The sequence below is a fragment of the Xanthomonas sp. AC360 genome (assembly GCF_979258225.1).
The window spans coordinates 2,239,105-2,263,530 of the sequence record NZ_OZ409846.1 but is presented as its reverse complement, the minus strand read 5'-3'; the positions used below and the strand labels follow the sequence as shown (position 1 = coordinate 2,263,530).

General features: G+C 65.4%; 19 protein-coding genes and 1 other RNA gene. 5 read left to right on the top strand and 15 right to left on the bottom strand.

The features are described 5' to 3' along the window. The first annotated feature begins 21 nt into the window (after nucleotides 1-21). Complete coding sequence (locus ACZZ0O_RS09680) at nucleotides 22-894, top strand: endonuclease/exonuclease/phosphatase family protein (protein ID WP_463590648.1); 873 nt, start codon at nucleotides 22-24, stop codon at nucleotides 892-894. 54 nt (nucleotides 895-948) lie between these two features. On the opposite strand, the gene ACZZ0O_RS09675 is transcribed toward ACZZ0O_RS09680, so the two are convergent. Then, a complete protein-coding gene (locus tag ACZZ0O_RS09675) occupies nucleotides 949-1,833 on the bottom strand; it encodes a LysR substrate-binding domain-containing protein (RefSeq protein WP_463590647.1) in 885 nt (294 codons plus the stop codon). Nucleotides 1,834-2,008: 175 nt separating this feature from the next. On the opposite strand from ACZZ0O_RS09675, the gene ACZZ0O_RS09670 reads away from it, so the two are divergent. Further along, entirely contained in the window at nucleotides 2,009-2,752 is a 744-nt protein-coding gene (locus ACZZ0O_RS09670) for a sulfite exporter TauE/SafE family protein (protein WP_463590646.1), read from the top strand. Between the two features lie 185 nt (nucleotides 2,753-2,937). Here ACZZ0O_RS09670 and ACZZ0O_RS09665 read toward each other — a convergent pair whose 3' ends face one another. The 5 genes from ACZZ0O_RS09665 to ACZZ0O_RS09645 all read right to left on the bottom strand — a co-directional run bounded on the left by ACZZ0O_RS09665 (nucleotide 2,938) and on the right by ACZZ0O_RS09645 (nucleotide 8,707). Continuing rightward, nucleotides 2,938-5,097, bottom strand: coding sequence for a carboxy terminal-processing peptidase (locus ACZZ0O_RS09665; protein WP_193552426.1), 2,160 nt, complete (start codon nucleotides 5,095-5,097; stop codon nucleotides 2,938-2,940). A gap of 360 nt (nucleotides 5,098-5,457) precedes the next feature. After that, nucleotides 5,458-6,471: a lipoyl synthase gene (gene lipA, locus ACZZ0O_RS09660; protein ID WP_463590645.1), complete on the bottom strand. Its 1,014-nt coding sequence runs from the start codon at nucleotides 6,469-6,471 to the stop codon at nucleotides 5,458-5,460. Nucleotides 6,472-6,485: 14 nt separating this feature from the next. After that, nucleotides 6,486-7,184, bottom strand: coding sequence for a lipoyl(octanoyl) transferase LipB (gene lipB / locus ACZZ0O_RS09655; protein ID WP_463590644.1), 699 nt, complete (start codon nucleotides 7,182-7,184; stop codon nucleotides 6,486-6,488). Next, nucleotides 7,172-7,450 carry a YbeD family protein gene (locus ACZZ0O_RS09650; RefSeq protein ID WP_055850635.1) on the bottom strand — a complete coding sequence of 93 codons (279 nt, stop codon included), beginning with the start codon at nucleotides 7,448-7,450 and terminating at the stop codon, nucleotides 7,172-7,174. Before ACZZ0O_RS09650 ends, lipB begins: the two co-directional genes overlap by 13 nt. Before the next feature lie 267 nt (nucleotides 7,451-7,717). Further along, nucleotides 7,718-8,707 (bottom strand): CsgG/HfaB family protein, encoded by a 990-nt coding sequence (locus ACZZ0O_RS09645; RefSeq protein ID WP_311238977.1) that lies wholly within the window; start codon nucleotides 8,705-8,707, stop codon nucleotides 7,718-7,720. Between the two features lie 304 nt (nucleotides 8,708-9,011). On the opposite strand from ACZZ0O_RS09645, the gene ACZZ0O_RS09640 reads away from it, so the two are divergent. Continuing rightward, nucleotides 9,012-10,073: a lipid A deacylase LpxR family protein gene (locus tag ACZZ0O_RS09640; RefSeq protein WP_323538688.1), complete on the top strand. Its 1,062-nt coding sequence runs from the start codon at nucleotides 9,012-9,014 to the stop codon at nucleotides 10,071-10,073. Nucleotides 10,074-10,208: 135 nt separating this feature from the next. Here the strand turns inward: ACZZ0O_RS09640 and ACZZ0O_RS09635 are convergent, their stop codons facing one another. From ACZZ0O_RS09635 to ACZZ0O_RS09595, 9 genes are all read right to left on the bottom strand, one after another. Next, a complete protein-coding gene (locus ACZZ0O_RS09635; RefSeq protein ID WP_055850627.1) occupies nucleotides 10,209-11,414 on the bottom strand; it encodes a D-alanyl-D-alanine carboxypeptidase family protein in 1,206 nt (401 codons plus the stop codon). A gap of 254 nt (nucleotides 11,415-11,668) precedes the next feature. Next, entirely contained in the window at nucleotides 11,669-13,069 is a 1,401-nt protein-coding gene (locus ACZZ0O_RS09630; protein WP_463602882.1) for a septal ring lytic transglycosylase RlpA family protein, read from the bottom strand. Then, nucleotides 13,066-14,205, bottom strand: a complete 1,140-nt coding sequence (gene mltB / locus ACZZ0O_RS09625; protein ID WP_463590643.1) for a lytic murein transglycosylase B — start codon at nucleotides 14,203-14,205, stop codon at nucleotides 13,066-13,068. The genes ACZZ0O_RS09630 and mltB overlap by 4 nt, the downstream gene beginning before the upstream one ends. Nucleotides 14,206-14,695: 490 nt before the next feature. Beyond that, nucleotides 14,696-16,087 (bottom strand): glycoside hydrolase family 28 protein, encoded by a 1,392-nt coding sequence (locus ACZZ0O_RS09620; RefSeq protein ID WP_311238981.1) that lies wholly within the window; start codon nucleotides 16,085-16,087, stop codon nucleotides 14,696-14,698. Nucleotides 16,088-16,405: 318 nt separating this feature from the next. Beyond that, complete coding sequence (gene rodA / locus ACZZ0O_RS09615) at nucleotides 16,406-17,524, bottom strand: rod shape-determining protein RodA (RefSeq protein WP_055850614.1); 1,119 nt, start codon at nucleotides 17,522-17,524, stop codon at nucleotides 16,406-16,408. Then, complete coding sequence (gene mrdA / locus ACZZ0O_RS09610) at nucleotides 17,521-19,581, bottom strand: penicillin-binding protein 2 (protein ID WP_115584334.1); 2,061 nt, start codon at nucleotides 19,579-19,581, stop codon at nucleotides 17,521-17,523. The genes rodA and mrdA overlap by 4 nt, the downstream gene beginning before the upstream one ends. A gap of 3 nt (nucleotides 19,582-19,584) precedes the next feature. Further along, entirely contained in the window at nucleotides 19,585-20,070 is a 486-nt protein-coding gene (mreD, locus tag ACZZ0O_RS09605) for a rod shape-determining protein MreD (protein WP_115512611.1), read from the bottom strand. Next, nucleotides 20,067-21,413, bottom strand: a complete 1,347-nt coding sequence (mreC, locus tag ACZZ0O_RS09600; protein WP_463590642.1) for a rod shape-determining protein MreC — start codon at nucleotides 21,411-21,413, stop codon at nucleotides 20,067-20,069. Before mreC ends, mreD begins: the two co-directional genes overlap by 4 nt. Before the next feature lie 166 nt (nucleotides 21,414-21,579). Further along, nucleotides 21,580-22,626 carry a rod shape-determining protein gene (locus tag ACZZ0O_RS09595; protein ID WP_006452025.1) on the bottom strand — a complete coding sequence of 349 codons (1,047 nt, stop codon included), beginning with the start codon at nucleotides 22,624-22,626 and terminating at the stop codon, nucleotides 21,580-21,582. 275 nt (nucleotides 22,627-22,901) lie between these two features. On the opposite strand from ACZZ0O_RS09595, the gene ACZZ0O_RS09590 reads away from it, so the two are divergent. Next, nucleotides 22,902-23,834: a carbohydrate kinase family protein gene (locus tag ACZZ0O_RS09590; RefSeq protein ID WP_005990298.1), complete on the top strand. Its 933-nt coding sequence runs from the start codon at nucleotides 22,902-22,904 to the stop codon at nucleotides 23,832-23,834. A 326-nt stretch (nucleotides 23,835-24,160) separates the two neighbouring features. Beyond that, nucleotides 24,161-24,235: non-coding RNA, sX9 sRNA (locus ACZZ0O_RS09585), on the top strand. Nucleotides 24,236-24,426: the final 191 nt, after the last annotated feature.

The window sequence follows — 24,426 nt, the reverse complement described above, 5'->3', positions numbered from 1 at the left end:
GGCCATTCCGGAATCTATCGCATGCCACAGCAGTCCCTTCGCGCTGTCTCTCGGCCATTGCTCGCTGTCATTGCCATGCTGTGCATGACGCTATCTGCATGGGCTGCACCTGCACCTGCACCTGCGCCATTGCGGGTGATGTCGTTCAACGTGCGTGTGCCGGTAGACACCGACGGCGACAAGCGCTGGTCGGTACGACGCACGGCCATGGTCGAGCTGATCAAGCACACCCATCCCGATGTCTTCGGCACCCAGGAGTTGGTGCAGGATCAGGCGCAGTATCTGGCGTCGCAGTTGCCTGCTTACCGCTGGTTCGGCAAGGGCCGCCGCGCCGATGGCAGCGATGAGCATATGGGCGTGTTCTACGATAGCCACGCGCTGTCGGTGGTGGAATCGGGCGATTTCTGGCTGTCCGACACCCCCGACGTGCCCGGCAGCAGCAGCTGGAACACCGACCTGCCGCGCATGGTCACCTGGGCCTTGTTCGAGCGCCGCAGCGACAAGCACCGTTTTTATCTGTTGAACACCCATCTGCCGCACCGCGACCAGGATGAGGCAGCGCGCGAACAAGGTGCGCGCATGATCCTGTCGCGTATCGCAAGCTTGCCGGCAGATGTTCCGGTGGTACTGACCGGCGATTTCAACAGCGATCCCGATCAGGGCACCTACCGCACGCTCACCGCAACGCTTAAGGACGCACGCGCCAGCGTGGCGACGCCGCAAGGCCCCGAAAAGACGTTCCAGGACTTCAGCACCCGCCCGACTCGGCGCATCGACTGGATCCTGTTTCGCGGCCTGACACCGACGCGCTTCACCACGCTGGACGCGCGTCCTGGCGGTGTCCTGCCATCCGACCACTACCCGGTGCTTGCCGAATTCGCCTGGCCGCGTTGATCGCGCCGGCAAGGTGACACTGTCACGATGCCGGCCTGTCTGACGGTACGCAGGTCAGTCGCGTTGCAGACAATCGACCAGCGCTTGCAGAATGGTCGACGACGCAGACGCATGAGGCAGCACGATCGAAAGTTGCCGAGGTGCCCAGGCTTCATCCAAGGGCACCGTGCCCAGCTGATCGCGCACGCATGAGCGCTGGACTGCGGCGTTCGGGAGAATTGCCATGCCCATGCCTTGCGCGAGCATGCGGCACAACGCGTCGATCCCTTGTACCTTTGCACGCATGCGCACCTGCGCGCCGGCCCGGTTCATTTGCACGCGCAGATGCCGTTGCAAGGCGCTGTCGCCAGCCAGCCCCAGCATGTCCATTCCCGCGAGCTCGCTCAATCGCAACGTCGAGGCGCCGGCCAGTGGATGAGTGGCAGCCATCACCAGCACCAGCCGATCCTCACGGAACGGCAGCACCTGCAGCCCACTGACGTCGGCATGGCCTGCGACCACGGCGATGTCGGCGCGCTCCTCGCGCACCGCATCGGCCGCCTCGTCGCTCCCCTGCTCGGTCAGCGCCAGATCCAGCTGTGGATGTGCGATGAGAAAATCCGCCAGCCGTTCGGGCAGCCATGCCGACAGCGCCGCAGTATTGGCCGCCAGCCGTAGCGTCACCTGCCCGCCGCCACCATAGCCGCCCAGCTCCAGCTGCAACGCCTCGGTCTGGCGTTGTAATTGCCGTGCGTGCCGCAGCAACACGCCACCGGCCGGGGTCAGGCTGACACCGCGGCGCCCGCGTTCCAGCAGGGCGGCGCCCACTTGCACCTCCAGCGCGCGAATCCGTGCGCTGGCAGCCGCCAACGACAACGCCGCGCGCTGCGCACCGGCAGTGATGCTGCCCGCCTCGACCACCGCAATGAACAACCGTAAATCCACAAATTCCAGATGCATGACCGCTCCCCAAGCACGTGTACGTCAATCGAAGTGCACCCGCCGCCGACGAAGCCGGTTAGCCCATTGATCCTTCCACGGTGGGCATCTTATGCCTCAGCCTTCGTCTCAACCGAAGCCTGCATCAAACAATCACGCATTGTGTGGCGCAAAACACGCACGGATCCTTGCCTGCATGCAGACCTTGCACATCCACTGGTATCTGATCGCAGGCATTTTTTTGCTGGCTGGCTGGGTCAAGGGCGTGGCCGGGATGGGCTTGCCGACTGTTGCAATGGGGCTGCTGGGTCTTTGGTTGACGCCTGCCGAGGCAGCGGCATTACTCGCACTGCCTTCGCTTGTGACGAATGTGCAGCAAGCCTGGGGGCCAGACACGCCAACCCTGCTGCGACGTCTGTGGCCATTGCTGGCAACCGTGACACTCGGTACCTGGCTGAGCGCGGGGGTGCTGACAGGCGCTGATCCCACTCTAGTCCGCGCCGGGTTGGGCGTGCTGCTGGCGCTGTATGCCTTGCTTGGGCTGGCGCGCCGACACTGGACGATGCAGGCGCATCACGAGCGCTGGGCAGGACCGTTGGCCGGACTATCCACCGGTCTGTTGAGTGGCGCCACCGGGGTGTTCGTGCTGCCATCGCTGCCCTACCTCACCGCACTGCAACTGCCGCGCGAGCTGTTGATCCGGTCTCTTGGCTGGTGCTTCGGAGTGGCGACGCTGGCGCTGGCCAGTGCCCTTGCCTGGCACGGCGCGCTTCCCGGCACGGCGATCGCTCCGTCGATGTGGGCGCTGCTGCCCACCGCCATCGGCATGTCGCTGGGCGCCTGGGTGCGCAATCGCATTTCCGCCGATACGTTTCGGCGCTTTTTTTTCGCCACGTTGCTGGTGCTCGGCCTGCAAGGCGTTTGGCAGGCATTGGCGTAAAGCCACGACGGAGGCAATGAAGCTTTGCACGACACACCCGCACGGCAGCCAACCAATCGATCAGCTGTTAAACCCGCCTGCGGTGCCGCGCCCGATATGCAAGGGGCGGCCAACAAAAACGCCACCGCAGTGCGGTGGCGTTTTTTACTTCAACCCAATGCTGTCGCCAGGTGCTCAGCGAACGATCAGTCAGCCCAACGTCCCGGCGCTGTCGACTGCGGCAGCACCTGCGCCGACAGTGGCTGATCCTGCACAAGCAGGCCCAGCGCATCGGCGAGAATCGCGGCAGATTCGTGCAGCAGCGGATCGGGACGCTTTTCCGCCGCCTTCTCGCGTGCAGTGTCCTTGACGATGTCACGCTCGTTGCCGGTCAGGCCGTCGTCGCTGTCATCGGCAAGCGGATCCAGCGGCAAGCCCAGCTGCTTGCGCACCTGCTGACGATCCTTGCGCTGCTGGTCCTGCTTCTGACGCTCGGCAACACGCTCGGCTTCGTTCAACGAGATGTACTTCTTGGCCTTTTCGTCGCGGAACTGCTTGACGTCCTCTTCCCACCACTGGAACTCCTTGTCGGTAGCGATGCGCGCAGTGTGCAGCGTCTGCAACTTGGGCAGCAGCGGTGCGAAGTTGCCGTACTGGGTGTGCGGCGCGGCAGCAATACGCGTCCACGGCAGCGCGTTGTCGTAGGTGCTTTCGCCGAACTCGGTGGCATCCACGCTGGCCGGGAACGCGATATCCGGCACCACGCCCTTGTGCTGCGTGCTGGAGCCGCTGACACGGAAGAACTGCGCAATCGTCAGCTTGACCTGTCCATAGCGCTGGCCTTCGGCAGCCGGCCAACGGTCCAGATCGACGATGTTCTGCACGGTGCCCTTGCCGAAGCTGGTTTCACCGATCACCAGGCCGCGACCGTAATCCTGGATCGCACCGGCAAAGATTTCCGATGCCGAGGCCGAGCCACGATTGATCAACACGCCCAGCGGACCATCCCAGGCGACCTTGGGATTGCTGTCGCCATTGACGGTGACGCGGCCACCGGATTCGCGCACCTGCACCACCGGCCCCTGCTCGATGAACAGGCCAGTGAGTTCGATCGCTTCGTCCAGCGAACCGCCACCGTTGTTGCGCAGGTCCAGCACCACGCCGTCGACCTTGTCGGTCTTGAAGCCAGCCAGCAGCTTGGCGACGTCGCGCGTTGCGGACGCGTAATCGGTCGCGTTGCGGCGGCGGCCTTCGAAGTCCTGATAGAAGCCCGGCAGTTTGATGATGCCGATGCGGCGTTCCGGTTCGCTGCCCTTGGCCGGCAAGGTGATCGTCTCGCCCTTGGCCGCCTGTTCGGCCAGACGCACCTTCTGACGGGTCAGGGTCACCATGCGGTGCTTGCCGTCGATGCCCGACTCGGCCGGAATGTACTCCAGGCGCACCTGGGTATCCTTGCTGCCGCGGATCTTGGCCACCACATCGTCGATGCGCCAGCCGATCACATCTTCGATCGCGCCGGACTTGGCCTGCCCCACGCCGACGATGCGATCGCCCGGCTTGAGCGTGCCATCCACCGCCGCCGGACCACCTGGGATCACCTCGCGGATCACCACCATGTCGTCCTGCTTCTGCAGTTGCGCGCCGATACCTTCCAGCGACAGCGACATCTGCTGGTTGAACGTCTCGGCAGTGCGCGGAGTGAAGTAGTCGGTGTGCGGGTCGACTGCGTTGGTGTATGCGTTGACGAAGGACTGGAACACATTCTCGCCGGTCAGCTGCTTCACCGAATCGGCGAGCGCGGCGTAGCGCTTGTCCAGGGTCTTTCGGATCTCATCAGGCTTCTTGCCGGCCAGCTTCAGGCGCAGCCAATCGTTCATCACCGACTGCCGCCACAGCACATCCAGCTGTTTGTCGTCCGACGCCCACGGCACGTCCTTGCGGTCGTACTCGAACTTGTCGCTACCGTTGAAATCGAAGTCCTGCTTGAGCAGGTCGCGCGCGTATTTGACGCGCTGATCGACGCGCTTTTTGTAGACCGCAAACACCTGAAACGCCGGCTCCAGGTTGCCGCCGCGCAGCGCGTCGCCCACGCCGGCCTGCAGCGGCGCGAAGCCGTCGATATCGGCCTGGGTAAAGAACTGTTTGCCGCCATCCAGCGATTCCAGATAGCGCTTGAAGACGTCCTTGGACATCCCCTCGTCCAGCGTCCGCGGACGGTAGGCATAGCGACTGTCTGACAGCAGGCCGTAGACAAGTTTGGTCGCCGTCGCCTGATCGGGCGTGGCGGCGGCCGGCAGCGCTGTATCGGCGCGTGCGAGCAAGGCCATCGGAGTGGTCAACACCAGCGCCAGCAGGCCGGCCTTCATGGACGCAGAAACGTTGTAGGTCATCGAATGGCTCTCGGCACAAGGCCGACGAAAGAAAGGCGGTGAACGGATCAGACAGCATGACAGTGCCCAAAGTTGCTGGCGTTGTCATCCGCTGGCTGAATCAGCCTAGCGCCGGGCCTGTATCGGATTGTGAACGCGGCCGTACCTTGCGCTGGCAGCCCGACAGCCGGAGACGACACGGCCCCGTGCAATGCACAGGGCCGGCGATGAAACGGAGGGTTTGGCGGCGCCAGGACGACGCCGTCACAGTCGAGCGCCCTGGTGACTTCGCAGCCTCCGGTGCTGTTGCGGTCACCTGCTGCGCTATCTGGGCGCGCGTCGAGCGCCCGGTGTTACTCAGGCAGCGACGCCGGCGCCGGCAGCCTGCCGATCGGCGTGATACGACGAGCGCACCATCGGGCCGGAGGCCACGTGGCTGAAGCCCAGTGCGTTGCCGTAGTCTTCCAGCGCCTTGTATTCCTCAGGCGTCCAGTAGCGCATTACCGGGTGATGGTGCGGGGTCGGCTGCAGATACTGACCGATCGTGATCATGTCCACATCGTGCGCACGCAGATCGCGCAAAGTGGCCTGCACCTGCTCCATCGTTTCGCCCAGGCCGAGCATGATGCCGGACTTGGTGGCGATGGACGGATGCTGCGCCTTGAAGCGCTGCAGCAGCGTCAGCGACCACTGGTAATCCGCGCCGGGGCGCACGTTCGGATACAGGTCCGGCACGGTTTCGATGTTGTGGTTGAACACGTCCGGCGGGCTCAGCGCCAGAATTTCCAGCGCACGGTCCATGCGGCCCTTGCCGCGGAAATCCGGGGTCAGGATCTCGATACGGGTCCTGGGCGAACTGGCCCGGATGGCCGTGATGCAGTCCACAAAGTGCTGGGCACCTCCGTCGCGCAGATCGTCGCGGTCAACGCTGGTCACCACCACATACTTCAGGCCCATATCGGCCACCGTGGTGGCCAGGCTTGCCGGCTCGCTGGCGTCCGGCGGCTTGGGCCGGCCGTGCGCCACATCGCAGAACGAGCACCGCCGCGTGCACACCTCGCCCAGAATCATGAAGGTCGCGGTGCCATGGCTGAAGCACTCGTGGATGTTCGGGCAGCTGGCCTCTTCGCACACCGTGACCAGACGGTTTTCGCGCAACTTGGCCTTGAGGTTCTGCACCGCGTTGCCGGACGGAATCCGCACGCGGATCCACGACGGTTTACGCAGTACCGGCGCATCCACAAACTGCACCGGCGAGCGGTTGATCTTGTCGCCACCGATCTGCTTGACGCCGGTCTGCAGCGGCGCAGGCGCGGCGGTGTCGCCGGAGACGACCTGCAAGGGGATGGAACGGGCGATAGGCTGGGTCATGACGGTACGGGCGCTCAGGCCGGAAGCGAAAGGTCGGGCATTGCGGAGGCGGGGTGCAGCGTCAGGCCGAACTGGCGGGCCAGCTGATCGAGCAGCACTGCCTTGACGGCGTTCATCCCGGAGGGGCCGCCCAAGTCTAGCACCGAGGTCACCTGCAAGCCCTCGTACCCGCACGGATTGATGCGGTGGAACGGCTCCAGGTCCATGGCCACGTTGAACGACAACCCATGGAAGGTGCAGCCGCGCCGCACCCGGATACCAAGCGCGGCAATCTTGGCGTCACCGACGTACACGCCCGGCGCGCCATCGCGGCGTTCGGCCACGATATTCCACTCGTCCAGCGTGTCGATCAGTGCCTGCTCGATCTTGCACACGTAATCGCGCACGCCGATCTTGAGCCGGCGCAGATCCAGCAGCGGGTAGACCACCAGCTGGCCAGGGCCGTGATAGGTCACCTGACCGCCACGATCCACCTGCAGCACCGGAATGTCGCCGGGCGCCAGCACGTGCTCCGGCTTGCCGGCCTGGCCCAGCGTGAATACCGGCGCATGTTCGACCACCCACACCTCGTCGGCGGTGTGCACGTCACGCGCATCGGTGAAACGCTGCATTGCACGCCACACCGGCAGATAGTCCTGCCGCCCGAGGTCGCGCAACGCAGCGGGCGGGATCGAAGCAGCGATCACCGCAGGTTCGGCCGCTACAGCGTCCACTTCACTTCCGGGTGGTCGCGCAGTGCCTGATGCGCCGCGTCGAACTGCTCCCGGCTCTCGGCACGGAAGCCGATCTTGACCGAGACGTATTTGCCGCTGGAAGAGTGCTTCCAGCTGATGCTTTCCTGCAGCAGCTCAACGCCGGTGGCAGCGAGCAGACGCGGCAATTCGGTTTCCAGACCGCGCTCGGCTGCGCCCATGGCGCTGAGCTCGAAGGTACCGGGAAACTGGAAGCCGTGATCGGGGTTGTCGGTGCTGATATCCATCGCCCCATTATCGGGCCGGTGGAGGGCAAACCCAAGTGCGCGTTCCCCGAAACGATAAGCGGAGCCACGTGCACGGCACGGGCTCCGCTCGTCCCGCCAGACAGTGGGCGACTGGCGGGGTTGTTCAACGATGGCGTTCGACAGCGGCGCGATACATCCGCTAAATCAGACTGCGCCCGAAGGCCAGATGCGCGCGCGGCGCACCTGGATTTTTAACGCCAGCCCGACTCTCTGACACAGCCGAACACATCCGGCCGAGGCCTGTGCTTACTTGGACAGTTCCAGCATGGCCGACGACACCCAACCACGGTTCCCCATCTCGTCTTCGACTTCCCACATGACGCCTTCCTTGGTGCCGGTGGGGTACAGCATCATGCCCGGCTCCAGCGTGCGCACTGCTGCGCCGGAGCCCTTGGCGTTAGCCAACAGACGCCCTGCGCGGGTCACGGTGACCGCCTGCTGGGTGTTGGACGCCGCCGCATTCCCGGACAGCCCGCCCAGCTGGGTGACGATGTCGGTATAGGCCTGCAGATACGCCAGCGTGATGACCTGGCCAATTTCGGTATTGGCATAACCGCCAACGCCAGCCGCGCCTAAACCGCCGCCAGTGAACAGGCCGCCCGCCCCGCCCCAGCCCATGTCGGTCTTCTTGGCGTTACCTTCGGCCATGGCGACCTGTTCGGAAGAGCGCACATCGGTGACGGTCAGCGCTACGTCAGCAGTCTTCTTGGTGAAATTCAACCCTCCCACCAGAGCGCCTGCATTACCGCCCACCAGGCCGCCCAGCAAACCTGCAACCGCACTGCCGCCAGCATTGCTGTTCTGCGAAATGAGGTCTGGCGTCATCACATAGTCGGCCGCGCGGATCTGACCTTTACCGATGTTGGAACGCGCACGCAGATCGCCACTGGCCGCCATCTCGCGCTCGCGCTGCGATGCAGCCATGCCCGCGCCGCGGTCCACCAGGGTGAAGCAGCGTGACTTGTTCACAAACACCTTGATCAACTTGGATGGCGCCGGCAGCTGCTGCCCCGTCCACCAGTTGACTGCGTCTTCCGGCTCGATGACCGACAGGCTGCCCAGCGGCTTGGTGCACACCGGGATCTCCGCAACGCCTTGTTTGCGTTGGTCCTGCGCGGTGCCCTTGCCCTTGAAGGCATCCTTGAAGCCGGCCGATGCCGGCGCGCTGACGCTAGCCAATGCAATGCCCAGCACGCCGGACAGTACAGCTGCGCTCACAGAAATCGTCTTGCTCATGTTTATTCCCCCTGACACCTGCGCTGCCGTCGGCGAACGCGATCCGTTGGTGATGAAATGGCCTGTGAGGGCCGCCGTTCCTTGGGGCTTCTTTCCCCGGGGGCGGATCATATGCTATTCGCGCGCGCTTTTCATCGCTACTAGGTCGCAGTGTCGGCATGTCTCAGACAGAACGGACCGCTGCCTGGGATAGCGTCGCCCAAGTGCAGCCCTCGGGGCATCATGACCGGTACGTTCACGCGGCGCAGCCGCTGGCGCAGGCACCTTTGCACCATCCCGTCCCTCCTACTCCCCCAGGCCTTCCATGCTCCGACCGCGCGCGTTGTCTGCTGCCTTGCTGCTCTCTCTCACCGGGCTGTCGATGCCGGCCATCGCTGCGGATCAGTGCGATTCCAGCCGACTGGGGCGCACGCCGCCAGCGGTCAATTTCCGGGTCGACAACGATTTGTTCGGCGGGGAGGACCAGGACCAGGGATATTCCAACGGTGCGGTGCTGACGCTGGTCTCGCCCAACCTGGTCGACTACACCGACGACCCGTGCCTGCCGCGCACTGCGCGCTGGGTCAACAGCTACCTGGAGCGGCTGCACCCAGGCGAGTTCGATCAGCAGAACATGGTGTTTTCGATCGGCCAGGCAATCTTTACGCCCACCGATTACACCCGTCGCGACGTGATCCCGGAGGACCGCCCGTATGCGGGCATCCTGTTGGCGAGCTTCGGCTACAACGCGCGCAACGATGCGCACCTGCGGACCACGCAGCTGCAGATTGGCGTGGTCGGCCCGTGGGCCTTTGCAGAGGAAGCGCAGGATGCGATCCACGATGCGCTGGGCGACGAGAAATTCCAGGGTTGGGACAATCAGCTGCATAACGAGCCGCTGATCAATCTGGTGCACGAACGTATGCGCCGGTGGCCGGCCGATGCCAGCGGCAATGCCGATGGATTCGGTTGGGATTTCATCTCGCACTGGGGCGGGGCGGTCGGCAACATGGCCACGCATCTGAACGCCGGTGGCGAAGCGCGTTTTGGCTGGAAACTGCCGGACGACTTCGGCAGCACCCCCACCCGCCCGGCGGGCGAAAACACTGCGCCGAGCCGGCTGGGACGTTCCAGTGGCTGGTCGAGCCATTTGTTCGTGACCACCGACGCGCGCTGGGTGATCCGCGATATCACCCTGGATGGCAACACCTTCCGCAACAGCCACAGCGTGGACAAGCGCCCGTTCGTGGGCGATGTCGGCTACGGCCTCGCCGTGATGTACGGCCGCTGGAAGTTCGCCCTCGCCCGTTACCACCGCACCCGCGAATTCGAGACCCAACGCGAAACCCCGGTGTACGGCAGCTTCACGATCAGTCGGATGCTTTGAGGGCTGGGATTGGGGAGTTGGGAATCGGGAATCGGGAATCGGGAATCGGGAATCGCAAGAGCAAACGCTGTGCGCCTGCATACCGATTCCCCATTCTCGATTCCAAAAAAATGCCGGCTTTCGCCGGCATTTTTATTATTCCGATTCCCACCACATCCAGAACGAGTCCCAGAGGCGCTTGAAGAAGCCGCCCTCCTCCACCGCGTTGATGGCGACCAGCGGGGCCTGGGCGATGATCTTGCCGTCGAGGCTGACCTTCACGGTGCCGACCTGCTGGCCCTTCTTGATGGGCGCTTCGAGATTCTTGGCCACGTCCATGCTGGGCTTGAGGTCGTTGTATCGGCCGCGTTGCAGGCTGACCAGCAATGGCTGCGCCACGCCCAACTGCACTTCGTCCTGCTCGCCCTTCCAGACCTTCTGCTTGGTCACGACCTTGCCGGGCGCGTACAGGCTGTGGGTTTCGAAGAAGCGGAACCCCCAGTTGAGCAGAGCCAGGCTGTCAGTGGCGCGTTGTTCTTCAGAGGTGTCGCCCATGACCACGGCGATCAGGCGCTGGTCGCCGCGCTTGGCCGAGCTCAGCAGGCAATAGCCGGCCTCGGAGGTGTGGCCGGTCTTGATGCCGTCCACCGCCGGGTCGCGCCACAGCAGCCGGTTACGGTTGCTCTGCTTGATGGTGCCGACCTGGAACTCCTTGATCTTGTTGTAGGCGTAGGTTTCCGGGTAATCGCGCACCATCGCGCGGCCCAGCATCGCCAGGTCGTAGGCGGTGGAATGATGGCCTTCGGCACTCAACCCATGCGCGTTGACGAAGTACGAATTCTTCATGCCGATCTTGGCGGCGTAGCTGTTCATCAGCGAGGCGAAGGCTTCTTCGCTCCCGGCCACATGCTCGGCCAGCGCAATCGCGGCATCGTTGCCGGACTGGATCGCCATGCCCTTTTCCATGTCTTCCAGACGCGCGGTCTGGTTGACCGGGAAGCCGCTATAGCTGCCATCGGTGCCGGCGCCGCCCTCGCGCCAGGCGCGCTCGCTCATCATGACCTGGTCGTCGCGCTTGACCTTGCCGTTCTTGATTTCCGCGGCCACCACGTAGGAGGTCATCACCTTGGTGATGCTGGCCGGTGCCAACTGCTGATGGATGTTGTCGCCGGCGAGCACCTGCCCGGTGGCGTAGTCCATCAGGATCCAGGATTTGGACACGGCCGGCGCGGGTGCGGGCGGAACCGGCAGTGCAGCCGGCGCGGCAGCCACAGCGGGAGTCGGCTGCGGCGCAGGTGTCTGGGCGCAGACCAGGCCGAAGGCGAACGTGGCCACGGCAGCGGCGGCGAAGCGGAATTTCATTGAAGAACGACTCCTGACGGGCCCGAAGGCTGGGTAATACGAAATTGTAAGGTGCGATGAAGATTCAAGCGACGCGCGCAGGGACCGGCGCGCCTCCACAGTTCAGCGTGTCTGCTGGCGTACCGCGCGGGACGCGCGCCGCACCGATGCTGCAGAGCGCCTACCGGAACCACGCTGTCGCGCGGTTGGTCGCAAGCGCCGTGTATCAGACGCGCTCGCTGGATGGCGGCTAACCACGGCGTAACGGTCTGTGCTCAGTTGGCGACGATCTGCGGACGTCCAAACCCCAGGCCGGCAATCCGCTGGGAAATCTCCGATGCGTTGGCGTGGTCGCGCGCGTTGACCCGCAAGCGCCACAGGGTGCGGCCACCGCTTACGATGTCGCTGACGCTGGCACCGGCGATACCGGCCGAGGCCAGCTGCGACAGCGCGCGGTTGGCATTTTCGCGGCTGGCGAAGCTGGCGACCTGCAACAGGATGTCGCCCAGCGCAGCCTCGGCCACGCTCGGCGCCTTGGCTGGCATCGGATCGGGCTTGAGCGGACGCGCAGCCACGCTTTCCGATGCCTTGACCACGGCAACGGCGACGGGTGCGGCGGCAGCTGTGGTTGTCGCGCCTATCGGTCGCTGCACGGCAGCGGCAGGCTTGCCGGTGGCCACACGCACGCCCTGCGTCTTCATCCAGGCATCGAAGTTGTCGGCATTGCCGGGCTGGCGCGAATCGGCCACGCGATAGCGCCAACGCTCGCCGGCCGCAGTGACCGGTGCTGCAGCAACCGCTACTGCAGACGTGACAACCGCTGTGCCCGCGCCTGTCGTCACCGTGCGCGGCGGAACCGTGCGCGTGGGCAGACGCTGCACCAGACCATCGATCTGGCTGCTGCCCGACGCCGGCCGCGCAGTGGCAACCGCCGTCGTGACCGGCACCTGGCTACGATTGCGCTTGGCCAGCAGGTTGCCGTTATCGGCTTCGGTCAGCCCGCGCACTTCGACATTGCCGGTGCCTCTGCCGGTGATGCCCAGCTTGACCGCGGCGGCGTAGCTGAGGTCGATCACGCGGCCATCGTGAAACGGGCCGCGGTCGTTGACGCGCACCACCACCGAATCGCCGGTGTCGGTATTGGTCACCAGCGCGAAACTGGGCAGCGGCAACGTCTTGTGGGCAGCGGTGAAGGCGTACATGTCGTAGACCTCCTTATTGGAGGTGAGCCGGCCATGGAATTTGCTGCCGTAATACGAGGCGGTGCCGCGTTCGACATAGTCGCCCGGGTCGTCCATCACCACGTAACGCTTGCCCAGCACTTCATAGGGCGAGCGATTGCCGACTGCCGAGCGCGGCTCGTTGGTGACCAGCGGTTCGGGGATGCAGGCCACGTTGGGCACGTGGTCGGGCGTGGTGTCCTTGACGCCGGGTTTGTACAGGCCGCCGGCGGTGTAGTCGCCGCGCGTGGACGGGTCTTCCTTGGCGGCCGCATACGGCGAGGTCGACGGGCATCCTGTGGCGACGTACGCCGGCCCCTTGCCGTCGACCTTGACGCCCTTGATGGCGCCGCCGCCCTTGGCAGCGACGCTTTTCTTCGGTGCGCTGCTGCAGGCCGCCAGGCCCAGCATCAGCGCCATCGGGATCAGCCACTTGGGGCCTGTCATGCTGTTCATGCCGGGGGTAACTCCTTGCCGGCGATGGCCTCGGACAACTGGAACACGGCCATCGCATACATCTTGGAAATGTTGTATCGGGTGATCGCGTAGAAGTTCTGGAAGCCCAGCCAGTACTGCTTGCCGTTGGCGTCATCCAGGCTGATCGGCGTGGCGGTGCTACCCGCCACCACCGGCGCGCCAGGGTGATACCCGCGCGCAGACAGATCGGCCAGCGTGTACACCGGCGACCAGTCGGTGGGATTGAATTCTTCGTGGCCGGCCGCCAGCGTTGCCGGCACGGCGACTTCACCGCCGCGCACCCAGCCGCCCTTCTTGACGAAGTAATTGGCGATCGAGGCGAACACGTCGTTGTAATCGGTGAACAGATTGCGCCTGCCATCCGCATCGCCATCGACGCCGAACTGGCGGTAGCTGGAGGGCATGAACTGGCCCATGCCCATCGCGCCGGCGTAGCTGCCGATCAGGCTGGTGACGTCGAGTTGCTCTTCCTTGCCGAGCGCGAACAGTTGGCCGAGTTCGTCGCGGAAAAACAGCTCGCGACGCACCTCGCGCTCGAGCTTGGCCGGGTCGCCGCTGCGCGGGTAGCGGAACGCCAGCGTGTACAGCGCATCCAGCACGCGGTATTTGCCGGCATTGCTGCCGTAACTGGTTTCCACCCCGATGATGGCCACGATCACCTGCGCCGGCACGCCGGTGGCGGCTTCGACCTTGCTCAGCTCGGCGCGGTGCTCGGCCAGGAATTTGCGGCCCCCATCGATGCGCGCCTGGGTGATGAACATCGGCCGGTATTCGTTCCACGGCTTGACCCGCTCGGCCGGGCGCGACATGGCGGTAACGATGGCGTCCTTGAATTGCGCCTGCGCCAGCACCGCTTCGATCTGCGCGGCGTCGATGCCGTATTTGGCGGCGGTGTCGCGCACGAAGTTGGCACGTGCGATCTCGAACGGCACCGGAGTCAGATCGACCGGCGGTAGTGCAGGCGCTTCGGCGGCAGCACTTGCAGGCGCGACCGGAGCCACGGGCGGCTTGGCCGGAGGCGCACTGGCGGCCGGCGGCGGGGACGGAGGGCTGGGCTGGGTCGCGCAGGCGACAAGGCCGAGGGTGAGCAGGCAGGTCAGAGTGCGTCGAATCATCGGCCGAGGGTAACAGACATCAGATGAACTTCTGGCAATAAGATCATGAAACGAAAAGACTTTAGCCAAAGTCAAGGTCTGCCGCAGCAGGCGAGGCAGTTTGGTGGCTGGGGAATCGGGAATCGGGAATCGGGAATCGGGATTGGGATTGGGATTGGGATTGGGATTGGGATTGGGATTGGGAGCGGCGGCTGGCAGGAGCGGGAGTCCGGCCACGCGGCGCGCTAGCGCGATGTGCACCACTGGCATGTGGATGCCGCGCTAACAACTGGGTGCTCGACGGTGATTGCGATCAGCTGATCGCGGGCGAGATCGCCGCGCTGATGTCAGTGACGCGGAGGCGGCCGTCGCCACCTTGGAAAGAACCCAAGACAGCTACCCGGCTTGGCAGCTCATGGGACATCAAAGCCCACTGCCAGGCGGCTGCATCGACTGAGCCGCCGTGGCAGAAAACCAGGCGCGGCCGCTAGGATCGGCCGCGCCTGTAGCCTCACAGCGCCGGGAAGCGCGGCGCGCTCGAGCAGGTCGGTATGCCGCCGCCGACTTGCACCGGCGCAGTGGTGACACCGCTCCCGGTCGGAGTCAGCGCGCTGTTGCTCAGCCCGATCTGCGCGTTGCTCGCATTGACCGATGTGTTGCTGGTCGCCACGTTGGCCAGCACCAGATCAAGCCGCGTCTGCGCATCGTAGCCACGCAGAATCCAGCCCTTGCCGCCGGCATCGTTCGCACTGCGCAGCCCGTCGACGACGATGTCGTGGAAGGTCGGCTTGGTGCCGCTGCTCCCGCCGGCATAGAACGGGTTGATCACCAGCGGGCTGGTCACGCCGTACAGGCAGGTGTTGCGATACGTGACCAGGCTGACCGGCCCGCCCTTGACGATGCTGGTCTTGATGCGCAACCCGTTGTTGTCGGTGCTGCGATTGCCTGCATCGTCGGTGGACACCAGCGCGTTGTTGTCGACCAGCACATTGCTGACGCCGGACATCACTTCGCTGCCGATGGAGATGCCATGCGTGCCGTAGCAACGCGTATTGCGCACGGTGATGTTGGCCGACTTGGAAGCGATGGTCTTGATCGCCACGCAATCGTCGCCGCCCATCACATCGTTGTCGTGGAGAGTGGCATTGACCACGCTGTCCAGATCCAGGCCATCGGTGTTGGGACTGGTGGCCGGCGACTTCACCCGCACGCCCCAGATGGTCAGGCCATCGACGATATGCGCGAAGAAATGGAAGTACGCCGCGTTGATCAGATTGATGTCGTACAGCGTAAACGCCGTTGAATTCTGCACCTTGATCAGGTCCGGGCTGTTCTGCACCAGGCCGGCAGCCTTGGCGTCTTCGCCCAATTGCCACCAGGTGGTGCTCTTGCCCAGCATGGTCAGATCGCCACGGCCATCGATGGTGCCCTGACGCCCGCCGATGCGGATGCCCATGACGCCCGACTTGGCGCCCTTGACGCTGATCAGCGGCGCACAGCCGCCGCTCTTGGAACCGGCCACGCCGCAGCCGCTGCCGTAGTCGGCCGGATTGCGTGAGCCGTACAAGGTGACGCCCTGGTCGACCACCAGCGTGACGCCACTGGGAATGGTCAGCGGGCCGGTCAGAAACGCGTTGCCGCTGCCGCTGGTCAGCAGCACGCTGCCGTTTTTACAGGCATTGAGCGCGGCCTGGATGGTCTTGGTATCAGGCGGCGAGCGCTCCAATGCATCATCGAATTGACGCCCGCTCGGCGTCAGGCCGGCCTTCAAGGAGGGCGGACACGTGGGCGGAATTGCCGGTTGCGCGACAGCGCGGGCATCGCCCGTGGCGAAGGTGACAGCGCTGGCCTGCGTGGCAAGCATCAGACAAACACCGCCGATGGCGGCGGTTAGCAATTTCATGGAAACAGGCACCCGAAAGAGGAATGGCGCGCGCCTGCACAGGCAACGCGACGCGGCCGCCATCACTGCAGCGGCATAGCGGACTCTACGGAGCACACATCGCAGATGCAGAACGCGAGCGAACCAGATGCCGCCCGAGCGAAGCCACCCTACGTCGAGGTGTCGTCGTTGCAACGCAGCGCGCAAAAACGCGATGCCATCGCTACATTGCCGGCGCGGTGACACACGCGTGTCGCATCAGTCGGCGTTGCAATGCGGAGCATGCCGCTTGCGCGTGGGTTGACGCGATGCAACGCGCCAACGGCATGACGCTATGCGTCAGTACCCATGCACCGGCCGGTGCGCCTTCACTGCCATCACCAGGCCCAATCCGGCCAGCAACGACACCGCCGAGGTGCCGCCGTAACTCATCAAGGGCATGGGCACGCCGACCACCGGCAGCAGGCCGGAGATCATGCCGCCGTTGACCAGCACATAGACGAAGAACGCCAGACCGGTAGCGCCGGCGACCAGGCGCGAGTAGGTGTCGCGTGCCTGCGAGGCGATCCACAGGCAGCGGCCGATGACGATGAGATACAGCGTCAGTACGGTGGCCACGCCGATCCAGCCGAATTCTTCGCTGAGCACCGAGAACGCAAAGTCGGTGGTCTGTTCGGGAATGAAGTTCAGATGCGATTGCGAGCCCAATCCCCAGCCCTTGCCATCCAACCCGCCGGAGCCGATCGCGATCTTGGACTGGATGATGTTCCAGCCGGCGCCGAGCGCGTCGTTCTCGGGGTTGAGGAACATCATGATGCGGTCCTTCTGGTACGGCCGCAGCAGCCAGAACCAAGCGATCGGCGCCGCCGCCGCCACGCCGCCCAGACCCACGGCCACCCACCACCACGGCAGACCAGCCAGCAGCAGCACGAACACGCCGCTGGCGGCGATCAGCACGCCGGTGCCGAAGTCCGGCTGCAACATGATCAGCGCGGTGGGCACGCCGATGATCATGCAGGTGACCAACACGGTGGAGATGCGCGGCGGCAACGGCATGCGGTGCAGATACCAGGCCGCCATCATCGGCAGGCTGATCTTGAGCAGCTCGGCCGGCTGCAGATAGAACACTTTCAGATCCAGCCACTGCCGGCCGTATTTGCCGGTCCCCAGCGCGAACACCGCCAGTAACGGCAGCATCGACAAGCCATACACCCACGGGGTCCAGGCGCGCAGGCGCAGCACCGACATGCGCGAGATGCCCCACATCGCGGCCACGCCGATGACGAAGCGGATGCCTTGCGCCATCACCAAATGATCGCCGTTGGCCGTGCCGCCGGCGCTCTTGAGCACCGACAGGCCGATCACCATCAACGCGCCCAGCGCCAGGCACAGCACCCAGTCCAGGCTGCGCGTAAAACGCGCGGCCATGTCCGCCAACCAGCGCAGGATGTCACTCAATGATCGGTCTCCTGCACCGCGTCCGGCACATCCGGTATCACCGGCTGCGCGGGCGTGCTGGGATCCAGCGCAACGGCGGTCTGACCGATCACCACCGGCAATTCTTCCAGCGTGGCGGCGGCCGCATCGCCGGCCGCACGTGCATCGGTGGCGCCGGCTTCGAACTGGTTGACGCCCACGGCGGTCATGCCGAGTTCGCTGTCCAGCGGCAGGATGCCCGCAGGCATCTTGCCCAGCAGCCAGGCGTCGAAAATCTTGCGCGCAATCGGCGCTGCCGAGCTGGTACCGAAACCACCGCCCTCCACCGCCACCGCCACCGCAATGACCGGGTTGTCGGCCGGCGCAAAGCCGACGAACAGACCACGATGGCGCAGATGCATCGGCAGGCTGCGCGGGTCCACGGCGGCCACGCCCTTACGGCTGACCACCTGCGCGGTGCCGGTCTTGCCGGCCATCTGATACGGCGCGCCGGGCGTGATGGCGTAACCGGTACCGCCCGGGCGCATGGTGTCCATCATGCCCTCGCGCACCACCTGCAGATGCGCCGGATTCGGGCTGACCGGCTTGCCCGGCGGCTGGATCATCGGCTGCCAGGGGTGATCGAAGCCGGTGCGTTCTTCCAGCACCAGATGCGGGCGCAGCAGCAGGCCGCTGGCGATCGCCGAGACGCCGCGCACCAGCTGTAACGGAGTCACCTTCCAGTCGCCCTGGCCAATGGCGATGTTGACGGTGTCGCCGGGGTACCAACGCTCCTTGCGGCTCTTGTACTTGTAGGCCGGCGACGGCAGGATGCCGCCGATTTCGCCCAGCAAATCCACCCCGGTGGGCGCGCCGAAGCCGTATCCGCCCATGTAATGGTCGAAGCGCTCGACCCCCATGTCCACCGCCAGGCGGTAGTAGTAGGTATTAACCGACTGGGCGATGGATTTGCGCAGATCGGTCCAGCCGTGGCCGCCACGGTGCGAGTCGCCCCAGCCGCGGCTGACGCCGGGCAGATAGAACATGCCGGTGGACAACACCCGGTCTTCCGGCCGGCGCAGGCCGCTATCCAGGCCGGCCAGGGCGATCAGCGGCTTGAGCGTGGAGCCCGGCGCCACGCCACCGAGCACCAGCCGGTTGAACTGCGGCCGCGACGGGTTGTCGTTGAGCATCTTGAAGTCGGTATGCGAGATGCCGTTGACGAACAGATTGGGGTCGTAGCTGGGCAGGCTGACCATGCCCAGGATCTCGCCGGTGCGCGGGTCCATCGCAATGGCTGCACCTTCGTGCTCGCCGAACGCCGCCACCATTGCGCGCTGCAGATCGGCATCCACCGACAGCCGCAGATCCGCACCCGACTGCGGCGCGACACGGCCGACGGTGCGGATCGCACGCCCCTGCACGTTGGTCTCGACCTGCTCGTAGCCAACCTGCCCGCGCAGGTCCTGTTCGTAATAGCGCTCCAGGCCCGACTTGCCCATATGGGTGAGCGCGGCATTGCCCTCGCCCAGCACCGCGAGGTCTTTTTCGTCGATACGGCCGACGTAGCCGATGATGTGCGCGAACAACGGCCCGTACGGGTAGCGCCGGGTCAGATACGGCTCCAGCTCCACGCCGGGGAAGCGCCAGCGCTCCACCGCAAAGCGCGCCATCTCTTCATCGCTCATGCGCAGCTTGAGGGTGACCGGCAGGAAGCTGCGGCGCGCGCGGCGCTCACGGTTGAAGCGCTCCAGATCTTCCGGCGCGATCGGGATTACCTTGCCCAGCGCGGCCAGCATGGCGCCCATGTCGGCGACCTTGTCCGGGGTCACGTCCAGACGGAACGCCGGCACGTTCTCAGCCAGCAGCCGGCCGGTGCGGTCGTAGATCATGCCGCGCCCGGGCACCACCGGTTTGGGCTTGATGCGGTTGGCTTCCGAGCGGGTGGCGTAGACCTCGTGGTCGAGCACCTGCAGCTTGAAATACCACCCGCCCAGGCCGACCAGGCAGATCACCACCATCACAAACCCCAGCACCGCCCGGCGGCGGAACTGCTCGGCCTCGGCATGCGGGTTCTTGGGTTGGCGCCGACCGTGCATGGGCTACTTCTTGCCCCGCTTGCCCAAGCGCACCGCATCCAGCAACACGAACAACGGCGGCCACAGCGCCATGCCCAGCAGCGGCGCCCACCAGTAACTCCACGGCAGGGTCGGCTCGCCGATCGCCAGATGCACGGCCGAAGACACGATGCGGTCGTTGAGCAGCAGCCCGCCGATCGCCAGCGCCTGCTGCGACACCGGGAAAAACCGCATCCGCGCGCGGAAGCGCTGCAGGATGAAGGTCATGATCACCAGCCGCAGCGCCTGCTCGCCCAGCAGCCCGCCGTACAGCAGATCGGCCAGCACGCCGGCCACGAAGGCCACACCCAAGCCCACCCGATCCGGCTCCTCGATCACCCAGTAGGCCAGCACCAGCGCCACCCAGTACGGGCGCAGCGGCTGCACCACCTCCGGCAACGGCAGCAGACCCAGCACCAGCGCAATGAGCAGGCTCACCGGCAGGATCCAGGTGTTGCGCATGCGGGTCATTGGTCCGTCTCCGGTGGAGACACACGGGAATCGGGAATCGGGAGTCGGGAATCGGCAGGAGCGATGCCTTGCGGCGGCGGCGCATCGCTCGCACGGCCAGCTGGCGACTGCGTGCCGTTGCCATTCCTCGTTCCGGCTGCCCGCAAGCCCTGCGGCGAAGCAGGACGCGAATCAGGCATCGGGATGTTGGATGCATTCGACGCCGTTGCGCGCGCAGGCGTGCTGGCCGGGCGGCCGGACGCTGGCGCACTGGACGGCTGCGTGCCGGGCGCGGCAGGTGTCGGCGCGGACTGGGTGCCCTGAGCGCTGCCGGTGCCGGTGCCGGTGCCCGATGCTGCGCCCGCCGTCGGGCGTGCGATATCCATCGCCGCGTCGGACACTCCGCTCGCCGGCGTGCGGGGTGGCGCGGTCACCGCCGCAGCGGCAGGTGCCGCAGCGCCGTTGCCATTGCCGTTGCCATTCCCCATTCCCGATTCCCCATTCCCCATTCCCGGCACCACCCGCAGCGGCTTGCCGGCGCGCAACAACAGCACGTCGCGGCCGCGGTCGAGTTTGGCGGCCGGGGTCAGCTCGCCGACCAGGAAGGCGTGGGTGTCGTCGGGATGCAGCTCGGAGACCTTGCCCACCGGGAAGCCGGCCGGGAAACGGCCGCCCAGGCCGGAGGTGACGATCTCGTCGCCCACCTGCACACCGGCGCTCAGCGGGATGTCGCGCAATTCGAGGCGGTCGCCGCGGCCGTAGACAATCAGGCGCACGCCGTTGCGCGCCACGCTCACCGGCACCGCGTGGTCGGGATCGGTCAGCAGCAAGACGGTCGAATGCAGCGGGGTCACTTCGATCACCTGGCCCATCAGGCCGCCGGCATCGATCACGGCCTGGCCCATCAGCACGCCATCGCGGCTGCCGGCGTCCAGCAGCAAGCGCTGGCGGGTCGGGTCCAGGTCGATATCCAGGATCGGCGCCAGCTGCACGTCCAGGCCACGGCGCTCGGCCACGTTGAGCAGCTCGCGCAACTGGGCGTTATCCAGCGCAGCGGTCTGCAGCCGGGTCAGGCGGGCGTTGGCGACCAGCAGCTGATTGCGCAGGTCGCGGGTTTCTTCCACCAGTTGCGCGTGCGTTGCGGCGTTGTCGCGCACCTGCGACCCGATGCGCCCTGGCAACCCGGCCACTGCCCAGATCGGCTGGATCAGCAGATTGGCCTGCATTCGCACCTGACTCAGCCAGCTGCCGCGGCTATCGAGCGCAATCAGCGTGATCGCCAGCACCAGATAGACCAGCAGCCGCAGCGTGGAGGTGACTTCGCCCGGACGGGAGGCGACGGGAGGACCGGCGTAGGAGGGCACTTTCAGGGCCGGGAATGGGGAGTCGGGAATGGGGAATCGGTGGGCAATGTGCTGCCCACGGAAGGGCTAAGGGATACACGGACGGGAATGCGCAGTGACCACGCAAGGCCGGAGGCGGGGAGCCGCACGACGATTCCCCATTCCCGATTCCCCATTCCCAGCTCCATTATTCCGGCGCGAAGAACTCGTTGCCGTGCATGTCCACCAGCTCCAGCGCGCGGCCGCCGCCGCGGGCCACGCAGGTGAGCGGATCGTCGGCCACCTGCACGTGCAGGCCGGTTTCTTCCGAGATCAGACGGTCCAGGTCGCGCAGCAGCGCGCCGCCGCCAGTGAGCACGATGCCGCGCTCGGCGACGTCGGCGCACAGTTCCGGCGGGGTCTGCTCCAGCGCCAGCTTCACTGCGGAGATGATGCCCGACAACGGCTCATGCAGCGCTTCGAGCACTTCGTTGGAGTTGATCTTGATCATCTTCGGCACGCCTTCGGCGAGGTTGCGGCCGGAGATTTCCATCTCCTGCACCTCGTCCTGCGGGTAGGCGCAGCCGATCTGCAACTTGATGCGCTCGGCCGTGGCTTCGCCGATCAACATGCCGTGGTTGCGACGCACGTAGTTGGTGATCGACTCATCGAAGCGGTCGCCGCCCACGCGCACCGATTGCGAGTAGACGATGCCGTTAAGCGAGATCACCGCCACTTCGGTGGTGCCGCCGCCGATGTCGATGACCATCGAGCCGCGCGCTTCGGTCACCGGCATGCCGGCACCGATGGCAGCGGCCATGGGTTCTTCGATCAGGTACACGTCGCGCGCACCGGCCTCTTCCGCAGATTCCTTGATCGCGCGGCGCTCCACCTGGGTGGAACCGGCCGGCACGCACACCAGCACGCGTGGGCTGGGGCGCAGGAAGCGCGATTTGTGCACCTTCTTGATGAAGTGCTTCAGCATTGCTTCGGTGTAGGTGAAATCGGCGATGACGCCGTCTTTCATCGGGCGGATGGTGGTGATGTGGCCGGGGGTACGACCGAGCATCTGCTTGGCCTCCGCGCCGACGGCAGCCACCGAGCGCGTCCCGCCGATTGCGCGGTCCTGACGCACCGCAACCACCGATGGCTCGTTCAGCACGATGCCCTGTCCGCGCACGTAGATCAGCGTATTGGCCGTGCCCAGATCGATGGACAGGTCGTTGGAGAACATGCCGCGCAGTTTCTTGAACATCGAGGGAGTTGTTCCTGGGTAAGTCGCGTGCCCGCCGCCAGACTGGCGAAGTTTTGGGCAGAAAACGAAGTCCACTAGCCTAGCAATCCCCCCCGGTGCGGGCAAGGAAAAATCGGTGTTTCCGGCCCGGTTTTCATGTGGCGGTCACGCCGGGCATGGCACGCGGTTGTGGCTCTGATCGGTCGCAGCCGTTACCCTTTGCGCCGCGGCGTTGGCGCCGTCCCGCCGCCATGCCGGCAACTGGCGGGTATTTCCTTACGCAAAGGCCTGACTCGATGTCCGCACTGATCTGTGGTTCCCTCGCCTACGACACCATCATGGTGTTCCCGGACCAGTTCAAGAATCACATCCTGCCGGACAAGGTGCACATCCTGAATGTGTCGTTCCTGGTGCCGCGCATGCGCCGCGAGTTCGGCGGCTGCGCCGGCAACATCGCCTACAACCTGCATCTGCTCGGCGGCGCGCCGATTCCGATGGGCACCGTAGGCCAGGATTTCGGCCCGTACCGCGAACATTTCGAAACGCTGGGCATCGATCTGTCGCGCGTGAAGATCATCGATGACCTGTTCACCCCGCAGGCGTTCATCACCACCGATCACGACAACAACCAGATCACCGCCTTCCATCCGGGCGCGATGATGCGCAGTTACGAGAACCACGTGCGCGACGTGCCGGGCGTGACCCTGGGCCTGGTCGGCCCGGACGGGCGCGAAGGCATGATCCAGAATGCGGAAGAGTTCGCTGCCGGCGGCATTCCTTTCATCTTCGATCCTGGCCAGGCGATGCCGTTGTTCAACGGACCGGAACTGCGTGAATTCATCGAGCAGGCCGACTACGTGGTGGTCAACGACTACGAGTCCAACCTGCTGCAGGAACGCACCGGCTGGAACGAGAAAGACATCGTGTCGCGCGTGCAGGCCTACATCACCACGCAGGGCCCGAAGGGCGCGCTGGTGCACACGCCCGAGAAGACCTACGACATTCCGCCGGCGCATGAGCGCCGCGTGGTCGACCCCACCGGCTGCGGCGATGCGTTCCGCGCCGGCCTGATCTACGGCATCCAGCACAACTACGACTGGCTGACGATCGGGCGCATGGGCAATCTGATGGGCGCATTGAAGGTGGAACACCCCGGCACCCAGAACCAACGCTTCGACTTCGCCGAATTCAACGATCAGTTCAAACAGCAGTTCGGCTACGCGCTGTAGGAATGCCCGGAGCTGCATCGGTGCGACACCTCGGCTGCGCACCGTCAGCTCCCACTCCAGCGCTTGCTCCGCGCCCGGCCCGCACCTGCGATGCCGGCGCTGGCGCCGGCTAGCTTCCCCTTCTCTCTTCGGGAGAAGGGGCCTAGCAGCGGCAGATGCCGGCCTGCGCGAAACCTCGCGCAGCTCGAACGACACACTCGCTTCGAACGGCGCCACCGCCCCGGCCCGTACTTCGCCCCAAGGCGGCCCTTGCGACGCGGGCGCCCCGCTAAAGACTGCTTGCGCAGCCTCCAAGCGGCTGCCGCGGCCAGCGCTCGGTGCGCGCCATGCCGCTCGTAGAGTCCGGTTCTAAGCACGCCCTCCACACCCGACTGACGACCGCTCGCTGCGCTTTGTTAGCCGCTCTCAGCGCTAAATGCGCACGCTCCCTCGCCCCGCCGAGCAAGCTGCGCGTCGACCGAGCTCGACCCTTATCCCCCAAAACGCGGTCGTGGCCTCAGGCATCCTGGGCCCCTCATCGATGCACGTATTGCGAGCAGCGCGGCGCAGTTTGCTGCAATGCGGTTTGAGCATAGGAGCGGTTTGTGCCTCT